We start from the raw sequence: 21157 nt of genomic DNA on the forward strand, positions 1-21157 counted from the left end.
TCTACTTCCCTTCTTTTTTCGTCCAGCGGTCTTTATCTCTTGTATTGAATTTATGCATCACACGATCATGTGCTTCTTCTAGTGAAATATCAAGTGAATTAGCGAGGCATGTTAACACAAACAAAACATCGCCAATTTCTTCTTCCATGCTTTTTTCTGTTTCCGTTGTTTTTTTCGGCTTTTCTCCATAGTAATGGTTAACCTCTCTTGCCAGCTCCCCTAATTCTTCTGTCAGGCGGGCCATCATCGCAAGCGGGCTGAAATAGCCTTCTTTAAATTGTCCTATGTAATCATCTACTTCTTGCTGCACGTGACGCAGCGTTTTTTCTTTCGTCATGAAGCTCATCCTCCTATCCATCTCTTACATGTTAGCGAAATCATAAATATTTGACAAATGTTTAAGACTCAGTTTGCTTGTTTCTCTCCCATACCATATAATATTATCGCTGTCTAAGCAAAAAAAGGAGTGGTCTCTTGCTAAAAGAAATTCGTCTTAAAAATATCGTATTTATTTTAATAGGATCTGCGATTTTTTCTTTCGGTCTTGTTCATTTTAATATGCAGAACAATTTGGCGGAAGGCGGATTTACAGGTATTACACTGCTTTTATATTTTCTATTTCACATTGACCCATCTATTTCAAACCTTGTCTTAAACATTCCGATCTTTTTTATAGGCTGGAAAATGCTTGGCAGAACGATGTTTACTTATACAATTGTAGGAACAGTGAGTCTTTCTGTCTTTCTTGCCATCTTCCAGCGCTTTCAAATACATATGCCTCTCCAGCACGATTTAGCCTTAGCCGCCCTCTTTGCAGGTGTATTTATCGGAACAGGCCTCGGGATCATCTTTAAATTCGGCGGTACAACAGGCGGTGTGGACATCATTGCAAGACTGATCAACAAGCATTATCAGGTGGCAATGGGACGAACGATGTTCATCTTCGACGCATGCGTCATTACCATCTCTCTGACCTACTTAAATTATAAAGAAGCGATGTATACACTTGTCGCAGTGTTTGTTGCTGCGAAGGTCATTGACTTCATGCAGGAAGGCGCTTACGCTGCCAAAGGCGCCATGATTATCTCTGAAAAAGATGACATCATTCAAAAGAAAATCACGGATGAAATGGAGCGCGGTGTCACCATCTTAAAAGGGGTCGGTTCCTATACGAAGCAGGAGCGCAACGTCCTTTATTGCGTCGTTCCGAAAAACGAGCTTGTCCACCTCAAAAGTGTCGTGACCTCAGTCGATCCTCATGCGTTTGTATCTGTCAGTGACGTGCATGATGTACTCGGTGAAGGCTTTACATTAGATGAACACAAAAAGCCGCTCAATCCACATTAAAAAAGAAGCACCAGTTTTGGGCTTCTTTTTTTATGATTTAGGATAATCAGCCTGACGTTTTTGTTTCTTTTCTTTTTCGGCACGATATTTCCGAAATCCAACATACGTTAACGTTAATAAAATGATACTCCCGGTTGTTAGGATGACCCATAAAAGCGATGGATCAGCTTCATCTTCATCGACGTGAGCAAACACACTCGATAAATCCTCTTCCAGCTTCGTGAGACGTTCAAGCTTTGTCCCACTTGATGCTTTTAAAAACTCACCTTGCTCAATTACTTCCATGTGCTGCTTAATTGTCTGCAGCTTTTCAGACGAAATATCAATGGTTAAACTTGGATAGATCATATCGTATAAAGAAACCAGCTCATTCCAAGTTTCATAAAATGTCGTCGATTCTGGATCTTTTACTTCTTTTTTCAAAGTAGGAAAAGACCCCATAATGGGCTTCTCCAGCGAACCCCAAAGAGGCTCAGAATCCGACTGGATCGCATCAAGCAGCATTCTAAATTGAGAGGCATAACGAAGCTTTTCGCGCTCATTCAATTCTTCTTGCGGCAGCCCTTTTATCATATCTTGATAGCCAAGTGTAATTTGCCGAATCTGCGTATTCGTCAAAGTTCCACGCCAATTCTCAGCTTTAAATGTCTTTTCAACATACAATGCGACTTGTAACGCCTCATCATATTTAGCTTGTCTCGTTAATTGAAAGATGGAATCTGATAGTTCCGTTAATTCTTGCAGCGTGTTAGCAGCTGTTTCCTCACCTTTGGCAACTGCTGGCTGTAATACGAGAAAAAATAATAGAATCATCGCGATTGGCTTTCGTTTCATGCAAGTCCCTCCTAGCCCTTCTCCTTACAGCGTATGAAGAAAAGGACAAGGTTAGACCAACATTGTTAAGGGAGTTCCAGCTTGACCGATTTTTTCGATAGAACGAGATAATACGAAACAAGAAGAACCGCAATACTTAGCCAAAACGTCACGTAGCCGATCTCGTTTGAGTAAGCAGACAGCATAGAATAACGGGGCATCATACCAAATACATAATCAATTACATCATTATGTAAGATCCAAATGCCTGCTACCACGAGATGACGCATTTGAAAACGATAATATGGCGCAAACAATACAGCCTGAACCGCCATCGCAAAGTGAGACCCAATCAGCATGTATCCTTCCCACGGAAAATCATCAACAGATAAAAGCACAAAGATATTCATTCCTACCGCCCATAACCCATATTTAATCAAGGTCACAAGAGCAAGTGCTTCAAAATAAGGAGCATTTCGTTTCATCAAAAACGCAAGTAATACAAATAAAAAGAAAAAGCTGGCCGTTGGACTGTCTGGTACAAAAGCTAAAAAGACAGCCGGTGTCTCTACGAGCTGCGGAATATACCAATAGTAGCCGTACACAGTGCCAAGGAAATTGATCATAAGCACCAGCACAAGCATGTAGCGCGTCGCTAGCAAATATTGAATCCATCTCATATGTCTCTTCACTCACGATCTGTTAAAATCAGAAAAAAGCTGACAGCGCCAGCTTTTTCTCTTTTGAGTATATCCTTGTACTTGCATTTAAACAACTGAATTATTTTGATTTGACCTCAGATAAATATTTAGAGAGCTTCTCGAGTTCTTCATCACTGCCTTTAAAAACACCCTTCGGCATGTTGCCTTTACCTTCTACAGCGATTTTAGCGATCTCCTCAGGCGAGAGACCGTTGTCAACGAGTGACGGTCCAGCTGCTCCGCCCTGCATGTTATCCCCATGGCAGGAGATACATGTCTGCTCTTGATAAATTTTATACTCTTCAGCTGAAGTATCAATCTCTGCTTCTTTCTTAATCTCACCTTGTTTTGCCGCTGCTTCCCAATCATGAGTTGCAACAGACTCCCACGTTAAATATGTTGCTGCGCCGACTGCAAGAATCATCATCCCGACTGCAATTGGTCTTCTATACGGTCTGCGTTCTGGACCTGAATCAAGAAATGGTGCCAGCAAAAGTGCACCAAACGCAATTCCAGGCATAATCATCGCGCCGACGACAGTGAAGTTTCCTGCAGCAAATTCATATTTTAATAACTGGTACAAAAATAGGAAATACCAGTCTGGCAGCGGAATATAGCCAGTATCTGTTGGATCAGCCATCCGCTCAAGCGGAGGCGCATGAACAACAGTTAGGACAAGAAATCCAATTAAAAAAACGGCACCTACAAGCCATTCCTTTAAAAGAAAGTTCGGCCAAAAGGCTTCTGTTTTTCCCGGATATTCGGAATAGTCTTTAGGTATGTTAGGTTTTCTTTCTGCCGGTATTCTGGAATCTCCGACAAACTTCATCCCTTTTCCCCTATGCAAAGTCATCCCCTCCTCATTGAACATTCATCAAACGCAGCATTTTAAAGCGGTCCAGAAATTCCTTGCTTACGAATCATAATAAAGTGGGCAGCCATCAGCCCAAATAATGCCGCTGGCAAGAAAAAGACATGGATAGCGAAAAATCTCGTCAGCGTTTGTGCCCCTACAATGTCAGGATGACCTGCAAGCAGCGTTTTGATCTCTTTACCAATGAAAGGTGTTGCTTCTGCTATTTGAAGACCAACCTTAGTCGCAAACAGCGCCTTCATATCCCATGGTAAAAGATAACCTGTAAAACCAAGTCCAAGCATCACAAAGAAAATGAGCACACCAACAATCCAGTTCAGCTCTCTAGGCTTTTTATACGCCCCTTGGAAAAAGACCCTTAGCGTATGTAAAAACATCATCACAATAACTAAACTCGCACCCCAGTGGTGCATCCCTCTGACAATCTGGCCAAATGCCACTTCATTTTGCAAATAATAGACAGATTCCCAGGCATTTTTAATATCCGGCACGTAATACATCGTTAAAAACATGCCCGAAAGGACTTGAATGACTGTCACAAAAAACGTTAAACCGCCAAAACAATACACAAAAGCGGAGAAATGATGTGCTGGGTTGACGTGCTCTGGCACCTCGTGATCCGCAATATCTCTCCATATTGGTGTAATGTCCAGCCGCTCATCTACCCAATCGTAAATCTTGTTAAGCATCGTTACCCTTCCCCTTTCGGCACAGCTTTTCCAAGATAGAGGTATCCGTCCTTCACTTGCTGCTTATAATGGTCAAGCGGTGCAAGCGGTGGAGTTCCGGGTACGTTTGTACCATCCTTGTCGTACAGCCCATAATGGCACGGGCAGAAAAATTTGTTTGGATTTTTCGGATCACTGTTCCAGTTCACTGTACATCCTAAATGTTTACAGATTGGCGATAAAGCGACAATTTCATCCCCTTCTTTGTACACCCATGCTGACCTAGATTCCTTTGACTCGTACCATGCATCTACTTGATCAATTTTAAAGTCAAAGCGCTTCGGTTCCTTTGTCAGTTCATCTACACTGACAACTTGAACCATATCCTGATCCTCTGTTCCTTTTAGCACAGGGTCAAGCGCAAAGCGAACCATAGGCATGAGCATTCCAGCGGCCATAAATCCCCCCACGCCGGTCAACGTGTAATTCAAAAATTGACGCCTGGACACTCCATGTCTCTTCTCGCTCATTTTTTTCTCCCCCCCTCAGGTCGTCAGCTACTTTATAACTGAATTAGAAAAAATTTCATAAAACTAGGACACCCTCATAATATATCAATCTATTCACAAGGTCAACATCCTAAAAAGCTATGTACAATGCAAATGTAAGGGTTTTTATGAAGGGTTCCATTTTTGTAACAAAAAGTTCAAAATTTGTTCTACACTGTCTTGAATCACTTTTTGCTTTAATTCAACCTTCAAATGCTCCAGCGGAACCGGCTTGAGCAAAAATAGCGATTCACTGATCTCAGTATGCTCTTTCCACTGGTGATCAGATGTGATCAATACGACATGCTGAAAATGATCTTTGAGCGACTGCTTCATTGTGAGTATGTCTTCTTGTTTCCGGTCACTCACTTCCAAATATGTATGTGGCGGAAAAAGAAAAACCCGCCCTTTTAACTGTCTTTCAAGTTCATCTGCTACAAGAATAGTAAACTCTCCTAAAGACACGGTTTGTTTCATTTGATCGGCATCAATCCCAACTAATGGAATGATAGCGGTATCAATGTAAGCTTTAGATTGCAAAAAGCGATCCGCGTCCTCTGCTTGAAACTTCATCAATTTCCCCTCTTTCATGACATAAGCCCTGCCTGTATAGGGCAAGGCTTATTCGCTCAGTTTATGACAATAGGCTTAATTCTTTTGCCAGCTTATTAAATGTTTCTTGATCATGACGGTCAAGTGCTTCATCTATCTCTTTCATGAGCCGTTCTTTTTGGAAAGTTGCGATTGAGTGCTCAAGCACTTTCTCAGCAAGATCCTTATCTTTTTCGTTCTCATAAAGATCCTTTGGAATATGAGGATTTGTTTCAAGAACAGCTGCATATTCCGGCGAACGATAAGCAGAACGGAAATTCAATTGAATAAACAAATCCTGCTGTTTATTCAAACGAATATCATGAAATGACTTTTCAGCATCTGTCGTCATGATGTTTTCTTTATAAAATCTAAAGGGAACTTCATCCACACAGTGTGTTGACATGATGATTCCCCTTGGGCAAAATTCTGCTTGCTCTACAAAATGAACCTTTTCCATCAAAGAGTCGTGACTCATTAAATAATTTAATATCCAAACACACTCTCTTCGCTTTAGCTGATAATGGTTTAAGAACCACCGGATAAATTCCTTTTTTTCATTGACAGAAACAGGGGTCTGCATGTTATTCCCTCCTCTATCGTAAATTAAATTGCTATACATGAATTATTCAACAAACCAGTTCTTCATTCCTGCAAACTATAAGGAAATTTCGTCTTCAATTCTTAAAATCGTTTCTTCAATTTCTTCATTCGTGCCATCTTTCTCTAGAACTTTGCGTAATAACGGCAATGCTTCTTTTTGTCTGCCCTCTTCTAAAAGGAACGAAGCGTATTCATATAAAAAGTCACGTTCCTCATCAAAATCAGGCAGGGCAAGCTTGAAATACTCGGCAGCTTCTTTGTATTCTTCTCGCCCGACAGAAGCAGATGCAGCATACCAATTCCATTTTGGATCATCTTCCCCAAAGCTTTTAACCTCTTTAATAACATCCAGAATTTCATCAAACAGCTCTTCATTTAAATAGATCGCCAGCAATGTTTGAACTGCTTCAATATAACCCGGATCGAGAGCAAGTGCTTCTTGAAGCAGTTTTTTCGCATCTTCTGAATCCCCATTTTTCAAATCAATCTTGGCACCATATAAATATAATTCTTTGTTATACTCATCAACTTTAATACCCTCTTTTACTACCTCTAAAGCCTCGTGATATAGTCCTTCTTCCTCATAACTTTTCGCTAAAGGCATATAAAGTGACGAATAGGAGGGATCAATATCTTTCAGTTCTGTAAGCTGCTGAATGGCTGTTTTCGTTCTGCCAGCCCTCATTGCTGTAAATCCGTAGCCAAAAAGAGTATTCGGGTCTGCTTGATCTTTTACTGCCTTTTCATACCATTCAAGTGCATCCTCAAATTCTCCAGCTGTGCTGAGCGATTCAGCGAGCCGCTGATACACATTGACACCGCCAACCTCATGCTGTTGATCTGCCACTTTGTAGAAATAATCGGCCGCTTTCTTTGAAAGACCTTGAGAAAAATACAACTCACCTAATGCAAAATCGATGATGGCTTCATTCGGAAGTAGTTCTTTCGCTTTTAAAAGCTTTTGTTCACTGACTTCAAATAGTCCTTGCATTTGATACAAATCTGCCATTAACAATAAACTCTCTGGGTACGCATCATCATCTTCAGGAATCGTTTCTAATACTGCAATCGCCTTCTCTTCATCATCAGAGTCAATCAACAGCTCTGCATAAAAACACGTTAAACCTGTTTCCTCTGGATATAAATCATGTAAATCACTGATGAGATTCCGTGCTTTATCGATATCTCCCCAATCATAATATAATTGAGCCGCTTGCGCCTTTTCTTCATCATGCAAATGCTTCTCTGCTTGAGCAAGTGTTTGGAGTCCTTTTTCAGTCTCACCCGCCTCAACTAATTTTATGGCTTCTTGTAATGAACTATTCAAATCAAACCGTTCCTTTCTGTTTCCAAAAACCTAAACTATTGTTACTTCATATCATAATCGACAGGTACACATCCAGCAAATATGTTGCTCTTTTAAAATGAACCCATTTTTGTGTTTTAAAGACTGTTTTTCATTTCATCCTATACGAAACTGATGATTTGTAAACTGCAGACACTATTTTTATCGGACAAAATGTTTTTTTTCAAGGTTTCACCTTGAGACAAGCTATGCTATATTTCTGACAAATATGCAAAAGGAAAGAAAAAGCCTGAGGACCTCCTCAGACTGTTTTCGTTAAATATTCAATGTGTTCAAAGAAATTCGGGTATGAGACACGAACAGCATCTGTATCTTCAATCTCAATTGCTTGCTTTGTCACACATGCGGCAATTCCCAGCATCATACCGATACGGTGATCTCCGTAGCTTGAGACGACTGCGCCGCCTTGAAGCGTAGTTTTACCATGAATCTTCATACCATCATCTGTTGCTTCAATATCAGCACCGAGTTTTTTAAGTTCTGATACGACTGTATCAATTCGATTGGTTTCTTTAACTTTTAACTCAGCAGCATCTTTAATGATCGTTGTTCCTTCTGCTTGGGTCGCAAGAAGCGCAATAATCGGAATTTCATCGATGAGTCTTGAAATCATGTCACCAGAAATTTCAATCCCTTTTAATGATGAAGTAGAAATCGTTAAATCACCATACGGTTCTCCGCCTTTGGCATCTACTTCATTAATCTCAAGGTTTGCACCCATAAGTTTCAGCACATCAATAATACCTGTTCTTGTTTTGTTTAACCCGACATTTTTTAAGACAATCCGGCTGTTAGGAACGATTGATCCAGCTACAAGGAAAAATGCAGCTGAAGAGATGTCTCCTGGAACAAATATATCTGTTGCTGTTAATGTCTGGCCGCCTTCAATGGAAACACTTTGTTCATCTTCATCTAGTTTTACACCAAACATAGAGAGCATTCTTTCTGTATGATCTCTTGATTTATGAGGTTCAGTTAAAGTCGTTGTTCCCTCTGCTTGAAGTCCAGCTAAAAGGACAGCCGACTTAATTTGTGCACTTGCCACCGGGGACTCATAAGAGATTCCTTTTAAATGACCGCCACGAATAGACAGTGGTGTAAACTCGCCATTTGCTCTGCCGTCTATTTTGGCTCCTAGTTGTTTAAGCGGACCCGTCACACGTTTCATTGGTCTTTTGGCAATACTCTCATCACCGATTAGTGTACTGTGAAACTCACAACCAGCTAATATTCCCAACATTAATCGAATGGTTGTACCAGAATTGCCAACATCGAGAATGTCAGACGGCTCCTTGAGCTCTTTCAGTCCTTTACCATGAATGACAACATCTGTCCCTTTTTGTTCAATTTCAACGCCCATCTTTCTAAAGCAATCAATCGTACTTAAACAGTCAGCTCCAGGAAGAAAGTTTTTCACTACTGTGGTCCCTTCAGCAATTGCACCAAACATCACTGATCTATGTGAAATAGATTTATCACCTGGGATATGAATTTCTCCATTCATAGGAGCATTTTTATGAATTTTCATGTTTGTCACCTCAGTCAGCATAAAATGTATCGTAATTCGCTCTATTTTTTATACAGATTTCTGCACGCTTGCGGTCGTCGTCTGTTTGAAAACTAATGCGTAAAATCCCATTAATGTCTTCCCGCGTCTCAATAATACGGATATTTGTAATACTAATGTTTTCACTTGCTAGATGCCCTGTAATCTCCGAAATGACCCCAGGGTGATCCGGAACATCGACATACAGATCATAAAAAGCAGGAATGGCTCCTTTTTTCCTTAGAGGAAGTCCATCGCGATATTCCTTAGCATCTTGAAAATAAGAGAACAATCCTTCAGCATCTTCTTGCTCTACGAAGGTTTCAATGCGGTTAATCTCTTTTTTCCATTCATGGAATCGGTCTAAAATCTTGTGTTTATTGTGCAGCAGGATATCCCTCCACATTGCAGGATTGCTTGAAGCAATTCGTGTGATATCACGAAAGCCTCCAGCAGCAAACCTTTTAACAAGTGGGAATTGTTCTTCAAAATGATGTGCTTGATGCACAAGGCTGGCTGCAACAATATGAGGGAAATGGCTGATAACACTTGTCACAGCATCATGTTCTTCTGGTGTCATTTCGATGAAATGAGCATGTGTCCCCTTTAACAAATCCATCAACCGATCAACAGCTTGACGTTTTGTTTCCTTTGCAGGCGTTAAAATATAGAACGCATTTTCAAATAAAAAGTCTTTCGCTGCAATAACACCTGACTTATGAGAGCCTGCCATTGGATGTCCACCAATAAATTGGTACTGCTCAGGCAGCGCTTTTTCAGCAAAATGGACGACCTTTTGCTTTGTGCTGCCGACATCAGTGATTGTGAGCTCTCTTTCAATTCCAGAGTCTGCAATATCACTAAGCATCTTTATTGTTTGCTGGACAGGAGTTGCCAAAATAATGGTCGAAGATTCTTCTAAACCAGCCAAAAACGAATCAGCTGTTGCATCAATAATTCCCAGCTTTGTTGCAGCAACCATTTGTTCTTTGGAAACATCAAATCCTACAATTTTTTTATGAGGATGCTCTTTTTTAATTGAGAGTGCAATGGATCCCCCAATTAAACCGAGTCCAGCGATTAATATTGTTTCGTTTGCATCATTCATATTCATCACCTGATTTTTCGCGAAAATTAAACAACCTATTTCAACAGCTTATATGTATTGAGGTTGGTACAATGAAAGCCATATCCTGCCTTAGGATATGACTTTCTGGTTATGCTACGCACGAATGCCTTGCAGTAAATCGGCAAGTGTGCTTAGAATGTCTTCATTTTGCTCTTTTGTTCCGACGGTAATACGTAAAGAAGTCGGAAAACCAAGTGCTTTACCGGAACGAACAATGTAACCTTTTTTCAATAATGCATTGAACAATTCATCGGCATCTCTTTTAAAATCAATCAGCACAAAGTTTGTTTGAGATGGATAGATATATAGTCCAAAACGGTCAGCAAAATCTTGATATTGCTTGAGACCTGCTTCGTTTTTCTGTCTGCATGATTGTATGAAATCTTGATCTTTGATCGCTGCACGAGCAGCTGCCTGAGCGATACGGCTGGTATTAAACGGCTCTCTCGCTGGTTCAATGGCAGTAATCAGCTCTTCTGATGCAATTCCGTAGCCTACTCGAAGCGCTGCAAGTCCATATGCTTTAGAAAACGTTCGAAGTACAATGACATTTTGATAATTGTGTAATAAAGATAAACTGTTTGGAAAATCTTCCGCACGAACGTATTCAAAATACGCTTCATCTAGTACAACAAGCACGTGAGCTGGCACTTTATCTAAAAACGCCACAATCTCAGATTCTGACAAATGATTTCCTGTCGGGTTATTTGGATTACATACCCAGACAACCTTCGTGTTTTCATCGATCGCATCCAGCATGCCCTTCAGATCGTGAGCTCCTCCTTCTAAAAGAGGCACTTCTCGAATTTCAGCATGTTCAATCACTGCATTGTGACGGTATTGCGGAAACGATGGAGATGGGATGACGGTATTTGTATGTTGGTCAAGGAATGCTCTCGCAATAATTTGCACAAGTTCATCTGAGCCATTCCCGAAAATTAATTGTTTTTCACTTACTTGAAGAAACTCAGCAAGCTCCGTTCTTAAACTTGCGCTGTATCCATCAGGATAAATCGCTAGATGTTCGAGCTCGGCTTGTATTGCCTCTCTTGCATGTACAGAACATCCAAAAGGGTTTTCATTTGAAGCCAATTTCACAATTTTGTCTAATTGATATTCTTTTTTGACCTCTTCAATTGGTTTCCCAGGTTGATACGGTTTTAGCTGTTTTAATTGATCTTTGATTTGCAAAATGTTTCACCTCATTTGAATGAATAGAGGGGACTAAATGTTTTTGCATATGTTTCAAATTCTCTTAAAGCCTCTTGACGTGTATCACTTGCCAGCAATTGTTCTTGAAGCTCTTCAATTTTTTTCACAAGTGCACTTCCGACAACAACACCGTCACTCAGTTTATTCATTGAGTCTACCTGCTCTCTTGTTGAGATGCCAAAACCGACAGCAACCGGTATGTGACTCAGCTGTTTCACTTGTTGAATAAAATCTGTAATTGACGCGTCAAAGGATTGCCTGACACCTGTTACACCAAGAGATGAAACACAATACACAAAACCTTCTGCCTGCTCTACAATGTTTACTAATCGTTCCTTGCTTGTTGGTGCAACGAGTGAAATATATGAAATGCCATGTGTTTGACAGTTCTTTTGCAGCTCGCTGCTCTCTTCAAACGGCAAGTCGGGTGTTAAGAGTCCCGAAATATGATTTTTGCGCAGTAAAGCGAAAAAGTATTCTGTGTCTAATTGTAACACAGGATTATAATACGTAAATAGAATTACAGGAATTTTTACTCCGTTTTTTTTCATCTTCCCTGCTAATTCTATCGCTTTTACGATATTCATGCCATGATTTAGAGCTCTTTTGGAGGCTCTTTGAATGACAGGACCGTCTGCTAATGGATCGGAATAAGGAACACCGAGTTCAATCGCATGTGCACCGGCTGCTTGAAGGGAGACAGCTAAATCAATCGTAATGACTTCTGATGGATCTCCCGCTGTGATAAATGGGATAAATAATTTTTCGCCTTGCTCTAATTGAAACGTGATCATTTTGTTTTTCCCTCACTTTCAAGCACGTTCATTAATGTATGCACATCCTTATCGCCTCTTCCTGACAGGCAGACAAGAACAATTTCATCTTCATTCATCGTCTTGCTTACCTCAAACGCCTTGGCTAACGCATGTGCAGTTTCAATTGCTGGCAGAATTCCTTCTTTTTCAGTCAGCAGTTTTAGGGCATCTAGTGCTTCTTGATCTGTCGCACTCACATATTGAACCCGCCCGCTCGCATGTAAATATGCGTGCTCTGGTCCAATTCCCGGATAATCTAAACCAGCGGAAATCGAATATGGCTCAATAATTTGGCCAAATTCGTCTTGGATTAAGTATGTCAAAGACCCGTGGATCACACCTTTGGTTCCTTTCGTGATGGTTGCAGCATGGAGCGGCGTATCGATTCCTTTTCCAGCTGCCTCTACACCAATGATATCTACCTCTTCATCTAAGAATGCCCGGTACATTCCAATGGCATTACTTCCGCCGCCAACACAGGCAATGACTTTATGAGGAAGCCTTCCTTCTTTTTCAAGCAGCTGCTCTTTTGCTTCATCACCAATCATCCGCTGGAACTCACTGACGATTTGAGGATACGGATGAGGGCCTACAACGGAGCCAATCATGTAAAAATGATCACTGCAGTGCTGAACCCAATAGCGGATAGCTTCGTTGGTTGCATCTTTTAGTGTGCCATTCCCGCTTGTGACAGGTATGACTTCAGCGCCAAGCAGCTTCATCCGAAAGACATTGAGTGATTGTCTTTCCACATCTTCTTTTCCCATAAATACCGTGCAGGATAACCCGAACTTTGCGGCCACCGTTGCAGCAGCTACTCCGTGCTGGCCCGCGCCTGTTTCCGCGATGATGTTTGATTTCCCCATTTTTTTCGCAAGCAGGGCCTGACCAAGCGCATTGTTAATTTTATGAGCACCCGTGTGGTTTAAATCTTCCCTTTTTAAATAGATCTTTGCGCCGCCGAGGTATGCTGATAATTGTTCAGCATATGTAAGCGCAGTTGGTCTGCCTGAATAGTTTCGAAGTAGTGATACATATTCTGCTTGAAAAGCAGGGTCTTCTTTTAATTCACGAAATGCCTGCTCGATTTCTGCAAGTGGCTGCATGAGCGTTTCCGGGACAAATTTCCCTCCGAATTCTCCGTATCTGCCAATCTCATTTGGATATGCGTACATCATTTAACATCCTTTCTTCGAGCGCTTCGATCTTAGCGCTGCTTTTCTTCCCGTTTTCTTCTATACCGCTTGAAAGATCGAGCGCTTCTGGACCATAGGCAAGGAGCTCTGCTACCGTTTCTGGTGTGATACCGCCTGCAATTATGCAAGTTTTCTCAAGCCGTTTTGCATGCTTAACGTATGCAGGCACCGCCTCCCAAGCAAAAGCTGTTCCAGAGCCGCCTCTCATCCCTTTTACTTTCGCATCTATGAGGAAGCCATCGACAACAGGCGCAAATGCCGTCATTTTTTCGAGCGTACTTGTGACATTGGGCTCGTGATGGAACACTTTCCAAACGACAACCCCTGTTTGATGTTTAATTTCTTTTGCGTCATCCAGTGTTTCATCTCCATGAAGCTGTACGATATCTAAAGGAATATGTTTAGTGATGTCACACACTTTTTGTATCTCTTCATTTACAAATACACCGGCGATCTTTTTCTCACACTTTGTTTGGATGAGCCATTGTTTCACTTGATCTGGCTGGACTTGTCTTTTACTGGAAGCAAAAATAAATCCGATGGCATTTGCGCGAGACTGCGCAATACATTCCACATCTGCTTGTGACACTGCCCCGCAATATTTTACATAAGGCTTCATCCTGTTCATTCTCCAAACAATCTCTGAACGGCTTTTTCTTGTGATTGTTCTCTCATTAAGGATTCTCCTACAAGAACTGCACCCGCTCCATGTTTCTTCACAAAGGTTAGATCATCGAATGTTTGAATACCGCTCTCACTCACTAGTAAGACATCGCTTGGAACGAGTGGTGCGATCTCTTTTGTTTGTTCAACTGTTGTTGTAAATGTATTTAAATTCCGGTTGTTCACTCCAATGATTTCAGGAGTGAACAACTTTAAAATATTTTCGAGTGTATCTGCTGCATGTACTTCGACAAGGACATCAAGGCCTTTCTCTTTTGCTTCAGCATAGAGCTCGTGCAGCTTTTGCGGCTCAAGTACTTCTCCGATTAATAAAATGGCATCTGCTCCTATACGTCTTGACTCTTCTACCTGTATGGAGTCAATGATGAAATCTTTTCTTAAAATCGGACGATCTACGTGTTTTTTAATGAGGGATAAGTATTCGTTTTTTCCTTGAAAGAACGGTTCATCCGTTAAAACAGATAAGCAATCAGCGTTTGATTTTTCGTAAGCTTTTGCTGTTTGTAAAGGATCAAAATTCGGTTGAATGATTCCTTTGGAAGGAGACGCCTTTTTCACCTCCGCAATGAGACCAATTGAGCGATGAGGATTCATGAGTGCTTCTTTAAATGATCGTATTTCAAAATGTCCATCTACTGGTAACTGCAATGTTTGAATATGTTCTTTTTTGCGGGCAATGATTTGATTAAGCATAGATCTCTTCCTCTCTCGTTTTTTGTTTTAAACGAGCCAATTGTTCTTTGGCTGCGCCGTTTTTAATCGTTTCAATCGCTTTTAATGTTCCGGCCATGAGGCTTTCTGACTTTCCTGCGACATATAAAGCCGCTCCAGCATTCAGGGCTGTAATATGAAGCGGCGCCCCTCCTGTTTGATGATTCAATATATTCTGAATCAATTTAGCACTCTCTTCCGGTGATTGGACCTGAATATCTGATAAATATCCTTTTTGCAGCCCAAAGTCTTCTGGATTGAGTGTATATTCTGTCATGACATCTTTTTTGAGTTCAATCACATATGAATTTGCTGTAATCGTTAATTCATCCAGCCCATCTTCTCCGCAAACAAACAGCACATGTTCTGGCTCTAACGGTGCAAGGGCTTTTGCCATTAATTTCGCCTTTTCCTTTGAGTAAACGCCGATGATTTGCTTTTTGGCTTGCATTGGGTGGCAAAGCGGGCCTAATAGATTAAATACCGTCCGGAAGCCGAGCTGCTTGCGGACTGCGGCTACTTGTTTCATAGATGAATGATACAATGGGGCAAATAAAAAACCCATGTTTTTCTCTTGTATTTGTCTTCTTGTTTCTTCTGGTGTGGATTGAATATGAATCCCAAGACACTCAAGTACATCGGCACTCCCGCTTTTAGAAGAAACTGATCGATTTCCGTGTTTGGCGATTTTGGCTCCAGCAGCGGAAGCGACAATGGCGGCGGCAGTTGATATATTAAAGGTGGAGAGTCCATCGCCTCCTGTGCCACAAGTGTCAACAACATCAAGCGATCGTTCCATTGGTGCTGCATTTTGCCGCATGGCTTTCACAAAACCCGTCATTTCTTCAGCGGTTTCTCCTCTATGCGCTAAAATCGAGAGACTAGCAGCGACTTCAGCATCTGTTAAAAAGCCGCTCATCATATCATGCATGAGTTTATTTGCTTCATTTTCTGATAGAAAGCCTCCATTAACAAGAGCTGATAGTCGGTGATTCATCCTGCACACTCTCCTTTTCTGAGAAAATATGTTCCGCAAGCTGAATGGCTTTCAAAAGTGCTCCTGCCTTGTTACAAGTCTCTTCCCATTCATTTTCCGGGACAGAATCAGCCACAATGCCGGCGCCTGCTTGTATAGAAGCGGTCTGATTTTTGACGCTCATCGTACGAATGGTAATACAGGAGTCGATATTGCCGTCGAATCCAATATAGGCAATACAGCCGCCATACGTTTCTCTTGGCTCAGGCTCCATTTCATTTAATAATTGCATCGCTCTTATTTTCGGGGCACCTGTTAATGTGCCTGCAGGGAATGCGGACATGAGCGCATCGACTGGATGTGTATCCCGCTTTAGCTTTCCTGTCACAATGGAGATGATGTGCATGACATGTGAAAAATTCACTACTTTTGTAAAGGTAGGTACGGATACACTGCCGTATTCTGCCACACGGCCAACATCGTTTCTGGCAAGATCCACTAACATGTAATGCTCGGCTTTTTCCTTTTCATCTTCAAGCAGCTCTTTTGCTAGCTCAGCATCCTCTTCTATCGTTCTTCCTCGTTTTCTTGTGCCAGCAATAGGATGAATTTCTAAATGCCCATTTTTTGCATGGATTAATCGTTCTGGCGAGCTGCCGACTAAATCACGATCTTTTAATTTCATAAAATACATATAAGGAGATGGATTCACAATCCGAAGCACGCGGTATAATTCAAATGAACTCACTGACACAGGGATATCAAAGCGCTGCGAGAGTACGCCTTGAAAAATGTCACCCGCTCGAATGTATTCTTTTATTTTTTCAACATCTTTTAGAAATTGCGCTTTTTCATAGGTTGACGTCACATGTTCAAAGGACGGCGGCTCATTCATATTCCCTGATAAAATCAGTTCTTTCATATCAACCTTTGAATGAAGCTTGTGAATCATCTGTTCAAGCTGTTTTTGATTTTCTTTGTAAGCGCGTATTTTTTCGTCTTCTGTTTCATGTCCGGTTAGCTGGGTGTACTGGATAAAATGAACATGATTTGTTTCATGATCAAAAGCAATCATCGTTTGGCAGACAAATAATGTGCAATTTTCTGCCAGCGATGCGCTGCGGTGAGGCCTGACAGAAGGTTCAATGTTTGGGATTAGATCGTAGCTTAAGTACCCAACAGCCCCGCCTGTAAATGGGATATCAATATCTGGCGTTTTGATTTGATATTGCTCTTTCATCCAATCCAGCAGTTTTTTCAGCTCTTGCTTTTGCATGACTTCCTGCCCCGCAGCGTCACGTGCAACGTATTTGTTTTGGTCATCATGTAAGGTTAAAAACGGATGCAATCCAATGAAGGAATATCTCGACCAGCTGGAAGACTCATCTTTGCTTTCTAGCAAATACACAATATCTTGTTTGAGTTTTTCAACAATTTGAATCGGTGAGAGCGTATCGACTGTAATGGTTTCAACAATTGGGATCGTTTTGTAGGACTCACTATCCTTTAAAAATTGAGTCAGGTTTGATTGGGAATTCATAAGCACACTCCTTAAATGGGATTAAGGAGAATGAGGGGACATATAGAGGGTTTGTATGAGTATACAAAATAAGCCTAAAAGAGGGTTACTCTTTTAGGCAGTATGATTAAATAGAAGTATCGTATCTCTGCTCAACTCTACTCATCTCAACTACCCTAGTCTCATTCTCATCTTCTCTAAGCTTGCAATGCCGTTTACACCTGTGTGTAAACTTCGGCTGTTCATATCGTATTATAATTCCTTGTTTTTTGTCAACTGTAAATCAGGGCGAAGCGTCACAGCTTCTTCCAAGTATACATGCTGTATGTCTTCCTGCTTTGTATCTGTCTGGACAGTCATTAAGACACGAATACATTGCTTTAAACCGCCATCAATGTCCAGTTCCTGCATACAAGTAACCGGTACATATGTCCATCCTTCAAATTGACGAAGTGCTTTTGCCGGAAAAACGGAGTGAATATCTTGTGTAGCTGAAATCAAGATCTGCACGACACGTTCTGGATCTACTTGGTTTCTTGAAATGATCGCTTCTAGCAGCTGTTTCGTTTTATTTAACACTTCTGTTTCTGTATCTTCTATCACAGTTGTAGCCCCACGTATCCCGCGAAACATCATAGACATCCCTCCTCCCGTTTCCATTCTTCGAGCCAGTAGTGCAGCTCATCTTTTGTGAAAGACTGTAAGGTGACGTCTCCAACCTGTTTTAATAAAACAAATTGAACACTGCCGCCTCTTGCTTTTTTATCACCAATCATCCGGTCAACAAATGTTTTCGTGGAAATATCTTTTGTGACTTTGACCGGGAAACCGAGCTCTTTCATCCACTCTTTTAGTTCCAAACGATTAAGGCTGAGCCCCAGCTGCTTTTCGCTCACATACAGCGCAAACTGCATGCCGATTGCAATGGCATCTCCGTGCGTGATGGCGCCATATCCATACTCTGCTTCAATGGCATGCCCTAGTGTATGGCCTAAATTCAAAAATGCACGCACACCTTGTTCTTTTTCATCTTCTTGAACGATTGACGCTTTGACTTGAATGCCTTGATACAGCATATGTGCCAGCTCGCTTTTTGATAAATCCGTCAAAGAACGAATGGACATGAGTTCTGATAAAAATTCTTCACTTGAAATCAGTGCATGTTTGATGACTTCTGCAAAGCCTGATCTTCGTTCAATTTGAGAGAGGGTCTCAAGCATACTAGTATCATAGATCACAGCTTTCGGCTGATGAAACGCACCGATTAAATTTTTACCGAGCGGATGGTTGATCCCTGTTTTCCCGCCAACTGCACTATCATGTGCCAGCAGCGTCGTCGGCACTTGGATAAAATCAATGCCTCTCATATAAGTGGCAGCAGCAAAGCCAGCCAAATCTCCAATCACGCCTCCTCCCAGCGCAATGATGCAGGAGGAACGATCAAGCTGAAATTGAATGGCTTTCGTATGAATATGCTCAAATTCGGCAAAGGATTTTGACTGCTCTCCGCTTGGCACAACCACTTTGTTCACAGGCCACTTCTGCTGAAGTAAGCGAACCATCTCATCCCCATAAATGGCATCAACAGCTGCATCTGTGACGATTAAGAGCTTCGTATAGGAATGCCCAGTGGAAGTTATCAAGTCGACGATATTGCGTTTAATCCCATCACCGATAAATACAGGATAAGTGGCTGAAGACGTCTTAACTTCCAGTGTTTTCATTAAAATTCCCTCTGAAGCTGGCGCATTTTCTCAACATTTTCTTTAATGCGGTCGATTTGGTCAAGGCCAAACTGCTCCACAACTGCATTGGCAATTTCCCATGCAACGACTGCTTCTGCAACAACACTTGCAGCAGGAACAGCACAGCTGTCAGATCGTTCAATACTTGCAGAGAAAGGTTCTTTTGTTTCAATGTCAACGCTTTGAAGCGGCTTATAAAGCGTTGGGATTGGTTTCATAACCCCTCTTACGACAATTGGCATACCGGTTGACATTCCGCCTTCAAGACCACCTAGGCGATTTGTTTTTCTCGTATAGCCCTTTTCTTCATCCCAGATGATTTCATCATGGACCTCACTGCCGTTTTTAGAGGCTGCCTCGAAGCCAATACCGAATTCAACCCCTTTAAAAGCGTTGATACTAAGTACAGCGCCCGCAAGCTTGCTGTCCAATTTACGGTCGTAATGAACATAGCTGCCAACCCCAACCGGCATCCCTTCAACGATGACTTCAACAATTCCGCCAATTGAATCGCCGTTTTTCTTCGCTTCATCAATTGCATCCATCATTTTCTGACCTGCTTCACTGTCATAGCAGCGAACAGGTGATTCTTCTGTTACCTTCTGCAAATCTTCAATAGACTCATATGCTGTATGAGCTGCTTTCACTCCGCCAATTTCAAGAACGTGGCCAGCTACTTTAATCCCTAGATGTGCCAAGATTTGTTTGGCAACTGCGCCTGCTGCTACGCGAACAGTTGTCTCGCGGGCTGATGAACGCTCTAAAACGTTTCTCATATCACGGTGTCCATATTTGATCGCCCCATTTAAATCCGCATGTCCTGGTCTTGGACGGGAGATTTGACGCTTCATTTCACTTTCTTCTTCTTCCGTGATCGGCTCTGCCCCCATCACCTTTGTCCAATGCTTCCAGTCGTTGTTTTCAACAACAAGTGCGATTGGGGAACCTAATGTTCTTCCGTGGCGAACACCACTTAACACTTTCGCCTGGTCTTTTTCAATCTGCATTCTTCTTCCGCGGCCATGACCTTTTTGTCTTCTAGCCAATTCATAATTGATGTCATCCTGCTCTATGTAAAGTCCCGCTGGAACTCCTTCAATAATTGTGGTCAGTTGTGGACCATGTGATTCACCTGCTGTTAAGTATCTCATGACTCAATCTCCCTTCATCGCATTAACGCTTTTAAGTAAAAATATAATAACACACTTGCTACTAAAAAGTCAGCTACATACCCTTCTTTTGATAAAAGAAAGTATCAGCAGATGTCAGTCCAAACTTTTCTGGGTGAAAAATTTGCTCTGTAGAACCAACAAATAATACGCCATTTTGTTTTAAACTGCTGCTCATTTTTAAGTAAATTTCTTCTTTTGCCTCTTCAGTAAAGTAAATCAGTACATTTCGGCAGACGATGAGGTCAAGCTGTTTTTCATATGGATCTGCTAAAAGGTTGTGCTTCTTAAATTGAATATGCTTTCGAACCTCATCCTTCACAGTGTAAAATGAAGAATCTTCTTTTGTGAAATATTTTTGCTTGATATGATCTGGCACCTCTTGCAGAGAGCGTTCATGATATCTGCCTTTTTGAGCTGACTGCAGAACTTTATCATCAATATCAGTTGCAATAATTTGGAAGTCTTTCACAAGAGGATGGCTTGACAGCAGCATGGAGAGTGTATATGGCTCCTCTCCTGTCGAACATGCTGCACTCCAAATCTTTAAGGTGCCGCCATTTTTCGAAAGCAGCGGCAGAATTTTTTGATCAAGTACTTCCCAGCGCTGATAGTTTCGGTAAAATTCTGACACATTTATCGTCATGCGGTCCATCGTTTCATCTAATAATGCTCTATCCTTTTCAAGCGCGGCCGCGAATGCTTCAAAATTTTTATATCCTTTTTTATCATAAAGTGATGTTAATCTCCGTTTCATTTGTGCTTCTTTATATAAATTCAGATCAACCCCGGTTAGTTTTTTCCATTTTCCAACAAATACTTGATATGGATCCATCAATGTCCTCTCCTGTCTCATCTATCTTTGTCCTAGTATAGCTGTTTTTATCGAAAATTTGTATCTTCTCATGCGAAATTTCGTGCAGAAAGTTCAATATAAAAAAAAG

The 21157-nt window shown here is 41.4% G+C and carries 23 protein-coding genes; 1 reads left to right on the plus strand and 22 read right to left on the minus strand.

What is annotated here, in order from left to right; genetic code table 11:
* Position 1: 1 nt before the first annotated feature.
* Positions 2–337 (minus strand): nucleotide pyrophosphohydrolase, encoded by a 336-nt coding sequence (locus NSS65_RS10500; protein WP_024422788.1) that lies wholly within the window; start codon positions 335–337, stop codon positions 2–4.
* 137 nt (positions 338–474) lie between these two features.
* Here NSS65_RS10500 and NSS65_RS10505 point away from each other — a divergent pair, with 137 nt between their 5' ends.
* Positions 475–1347, plus strand: a complete 873-nt coding sequence (locus tag NSS65_RS10505) for a YitT family protein (RefSeq protein WP_024422789.1) — start codon at positions 475–477, stop codon at positions 1345–1347.
* A 30-nt stretch (positions 1348–1377) separates the two neighbouring features.
* Here the strand turns inward: NSS65_RS10505 and ypjB are convergent, their stop codons facing one another.
* The 21 genes from ypjB to NSS65_RS10610 form a co-directional block, all read right to left on the minus strand.
* Entirely contained in the window at positions 1378–2181 is an 804-nt protein-coding gene (ypjB, locus tag NSS65_RS10510; protein ID WP_061109287.1) for a sporulation protein YpjB, read from the minus strand.
* A 65-nt stretch (positions 2182–2246) separates the two neighbouring features.
* Complete coding sequence (locus NSS65_RS10515; RefSeq protein WP_024428102.1) at positions 2247–2840, minus strand: DUF1405 domain-containing protein; 594 nt, start codon at positions 2838–2840, stop codon at positions 2247–2249.
* A gap of 100 nt (positions 2841–2940) precedes the next feature.
* Positions 2941–3708, minus strand: a complete 768-nt coding sequence (locus NSS65_RS10520; protein WP_024422792.1) for a menaquinol-cytochrome c reductase cytochrome b/c subunit — start codon at positions 3706–3708, stop codon at positions 2941–2943.
* Between the two features lie 41 nt (positions 3709–3749).
* On the minus strand, positions 3750–4424 hold the full coding sequence (gene qcrB, locus NSS65_RS10525; RefSeq protein WP_003215804.1) for a menaquinol-cytochrome c reductase cytochrome b subunit: 675 nt from the start codon (positions 4422–4424) through the stop codon (positions 3750–3752).
* 2 nt (positions 4425–4426) lie between these two features.
* Positions 4427–4933: a ubiquinol-cytochrome c reductase iron-sulfur subunit gene (locus NSS65_RS10530; RefSeq protein WP_007500911.1), complete on the minus strand. Its 507-nt coding sequence runs from the start codon at positions 4931–4933 to the stop codon at positions 4427–4429.
* A gap of 144 nt (positions 4934–5077) precedes the next feature.
* Complete coding sequence (locus NSS65_RS10535) at positions 5078–5524, minus strand: YpiF family protein (protein WP_034280438.1); 447 nt, start codon at positions 5522–5524, stop codon at positions 5078–5080.
* 61 nt (positions 5525–5585) lie between these two features.
* Complete coding sequence (locus NSS65_RS10540; RefSeq protein WP_008344562.1) at positions 5586–6125, minus strand: ReoY family proteolytic degradation factor; 540 nt, start codon at positions 6123–6125, stop codon at positions 5586–5588.
* Positions 6126–6200: 75 nt separating this feature from the next.
* A complete protein-coding gene (locus NSS65_RS10545; RefSeq protein WP_034280436.1) occupies positions 6201–7472 on the minus strand; it encodes a tetratricopeptide repeat protein in 1272 nt (423 codons plus the stop codon).
* A gap of 280 nt (positions 7473–7752) precedes the next feature.
* On the minus strand, positions 7753–9039 hold the full coding sequence (aroA, locus tag NSS65_RS10550; RefSeq protein ID WP_034280435.1) for a 3-phosphoshikimate 1-carboxyvinyltransferase: 1287 nt from the start codon (positions 9037–9039) through the stop codon (positions 7753–7755).
* Between the two features lie 10 nt (positions 9040–9049).
* The gene (locus NSS65_RS10555) at positions 9050–10165 is read right to left on the minus strand and encodes a prephenate dehydrogenase (protein ID WP_034280434.1); all 1116 of its coding nucleotides are present in this window, start codon (positions 10163–10165) and stop codon (positions 9050–9052) included.
* Positions 10166–10279: 114 nt separating this feature from the next.
* The gene (gene hisC / locus NSS65_RS10560; protein ID WP_024428097.1) at positions 10280–11377 is read right to left on the minus strand and encodes a histidinol-phosphate transaminase; all 1098 of its coding nucleotides are present in this window, start codon (positions 11375–11377) and stop codon (positions 10280–10282) included.
* Between the two features lie 11 nt (positions 11378–11388).
* Entirely contained in the window at positions 11389–12192 is an 804-nt protein-coding gene (gene trpA / locus NSS65_RS10565) for a tryptophan synthase subunit alpha (RefSeq protein WP_034280433.1), read from the minus strand.
* Positions 12189–13388, minus strand: coding sequence for a tryptophan synthase subunit beta (gene trpB / locus NSS65_RS10570; RefSeq protein WP_034280432.1), 1200 nt, complete (start codon positions 13386–13388; stop codon positions 12189–12191). Before trpB ends, trpA begins: the two co-directional genes overlap by 4 nt.
* Positions 13369–14037 carry a phosphoribosylanthranilate isomerase gene (locus tag NSS65_RS10575; RefSeq protein ID WP_176967028.1) on the minus strand — a complete coding sequence of 223 codons (669 nt, stop codon included), beginning with the start codon at positions 14035–14037 and terminating at the stop codon, positions 13369–13371. Before NSS65_RS10575 ends, trpB begins: the two co-directional genes overlap by 20 nt.
* On the minus strand, positions 14034–14786 hold the full coding sequence (gene trpC, locus NSS65_RS10580; protein WP_176967027.1) for an indole-3-glycerol phosphate synthase TrpC: 753 nt from the start codon (positions 14784–14786) through the stop codon (positions 14034–14036). Before trpC ends, NSS65_RS10575 begins: the two co-directional genes overlap by 4 nt.
* On the minus strand, positions 14779–15801 hold the full coding sequence (gene trpD / locus NSS65_RS10585) for an anthranilate phosphoribosyltransferase (protein ID WP_061109290.1): 1023 nt from the start codon (positions 15799–15801) through the stop codon (positions 14779–14781). The genes trpC and trpD overlap by 8 nt, the downstream gene beginning before the upstream one ends.
* A complete protein-coding gene (trpE, locus tag NSS65_RS10590; RefSeq protein WP_046311614.1) occupies positions 15773–17320 on the minus strand; it encodes an anthranilate synthase component I in 1548 nt (515 codons plus the stop codon). The genes trpD and trpE overlap by 29 nt, the downstream gene beginning before the upstream one ends.
* 231 nt (positions 17321–17551) lie before the next feature.
* Positions 17552–17935 carry a chorismate mutase gene (gene aroH, locus NSS65_RS10595; RefSeq protein ID WP_024422804.1) on the minus strand — a complete coding sequence of 128 codons (384 nt, stop codon included), beginning with the start codon at positions 17933–17935 and terminating at the stop codon, positions 17552–17554.
* Positions 17932–19023: a 3-dehydroquinate synthase gene (gene aroB / locus NSS65_RS10600; protein ID WP_034280427.1), complete on the minus strand. Its 1092-nt coding sequence runs from the start codon at positions 19021–19023 to the stop codon at positions 17932–17934. The genes aroH and aroB overlap by 4 nt, the downstream gene beginning before the upstream one ends.
* On the minus strand, positions 19023–20195 hold the full coding sequence (aroC, locus tag NSS65_RS10605) for a chorismate synthase (protein WP_024422806.1): 1173 nt from the start codon (positions 20193–20195) through the stop codon (positions 19023–19025). The genes aroB and aroC overlap by 1 nt, the downstream gene beginning before the upstream one ends.
* A 73-nt stretch (positions 20196–20268) precedes the next feature.
* Positions 20269–21048 (minus strand): protein-glutamate O-methyltransferase CheR, encoded by a 780-nt coding sequence (locus tag NSS65_RS10610; protein WP_034280426.1) that lies wholly within the window; start codon positions 21046–21048, stop codon positions 20269–20271.
* Positions 21049–21157 lie beyond the last annotated feature (109 nt).

Origin of the sequence: Bacillus sp. FSL K6-1006 (genome assembly GCF_038593175.1) — a bacterium.
Lineage (GTDB): Bacteria > Bacillota > Bacilli > Bacillales > Bacillaceae > Bacillus > Bacillus safensis.

Bases quoted from the DNA above. Each gene is read 5' to 3' on its own strand.
- NSS65_RS10500 (WP_024422788.1), bottom strand. From the start codon at position 337: ATGACGAAAGAAAAAACGCTGCGTCACGTGCAGCAAGAAGTAGATGAT.
- ypjB (WP_061109287.1), bottom strand. From the start codon at position 2,181: ATGAAACGAAAGCCAATCGCGATGATTCTATTATTTTTTCTCGTATTA.
- NSS65_RS10515 (WP_024428102.1), bottom strand. From the start codon at position 2,840: ATGAGATGGATTCAATATTTGCTAGCGACGCGCTACATGCTTGTGCTG.
- qcrB (WP_003215804.1), bottom strand. From the start codon at position 4,424: ATGCTTAACAAGATTTACGATTGGGTAGATGAGCGGCTGGACATTACA.
- NSS65_RS10530 (WP_007500911.1), bottom strand. From the start codon at position 4,933: ATGAGCGAGAAGAGACATGGAGTGTCCAGGCGTCAATTTTTGAATTAC.
- NSS65_RS10535 (WP_034280438.1), bottom strand. From the start codon at position 5,524: ATGAAGTTTCAAGCAGAGGACGCGGATCGCTTTTTGCAATCTAAAGCT.
- NSS65_RS10540 (WP_008344562.1), bottom strand. From the start codon at position 6,125: ATGCAGACCCCTGTTTCTGTCAATGAAAAAAAGGAATTTATCCGGTGG.
- aroA (WP_034280435.1), bottom strand. From the start codon at position 9,039: ATGAAAATTCATAAAAATGCTCCTATGAATGGAGAAATTCATATCCCA.
- NSS65_RS10555 (WP_034280434.1), bottom strand. From the start codon at position 10,165: ATGAATGATGCAAACGAAACAATATTAATCGCTGGACTCGGTTTAATT.
- trpA (WP_034280433.1), bottom strand. From the start codon at position 12,192: ATGATCACGTTTCAATTAGAGCAAGGCGAAAAATTATTTATCCCATTT.
- trpB (WP_034280432.1), bottom strand. From the start codon at position 13,388: ATGTACGCATATCCAAATGAGATTGGCAGATACGGAGAATTCGGAGGG.
- NSS65_RS10575 (WP_176967028.1), bottom strand. From the start codon at position 14,037: ATGAACAGGATGAAGCCTTATGTAAAATATTGCGGGGCAGTGTCACAA.
- trpC (WP_176967027.1), bottom strand. From the start codon at position 14,786: ATGCTTAATCAAATCATTGCCCGCAAAAAAGAACATATTCAAACATTG.
- trpD (WP_061109290.1), bottom strand. From the start codon at position 15,801: ATGAATCACCGACTATCAGCTCTTGTTAATGGAGGCTTTCTATCAGAA.
- trpE (WP_046311614.1), bottom strand. From the start codon at position 17,320: ATGAATTCCCAATCAAACCTGACTCAATTTTTAAAGGATAGTGAGTCC.
- aroH (WP_024422804.1), bottom strand. From the start codon at position 17,935: ATGATGTTTCGCGGGATACGTGGGGCTACAACTGTGATAGAAGATACA.
- aroB (WP_034280427.1), bottom strand. From the start codon at position 19,023: ATGAAAACACTGGAAGTTAAGACGTCTTCAGCCACTTATCCTGTATTT.
- aroC (WP_024422806.1), bottom strand. From the start codon at position 20,195: ATGAGATACTTAACAGCAGGTGAATCACATGGTCCACAACTGACCACA.
- NSS65_RS10610 (WP_034280426.1), bottom strand. From the start codon at position 21,048: ATGGATCCATATCAAGTATTTGTTGGAAAATGGAAAAAACTAACCGGG.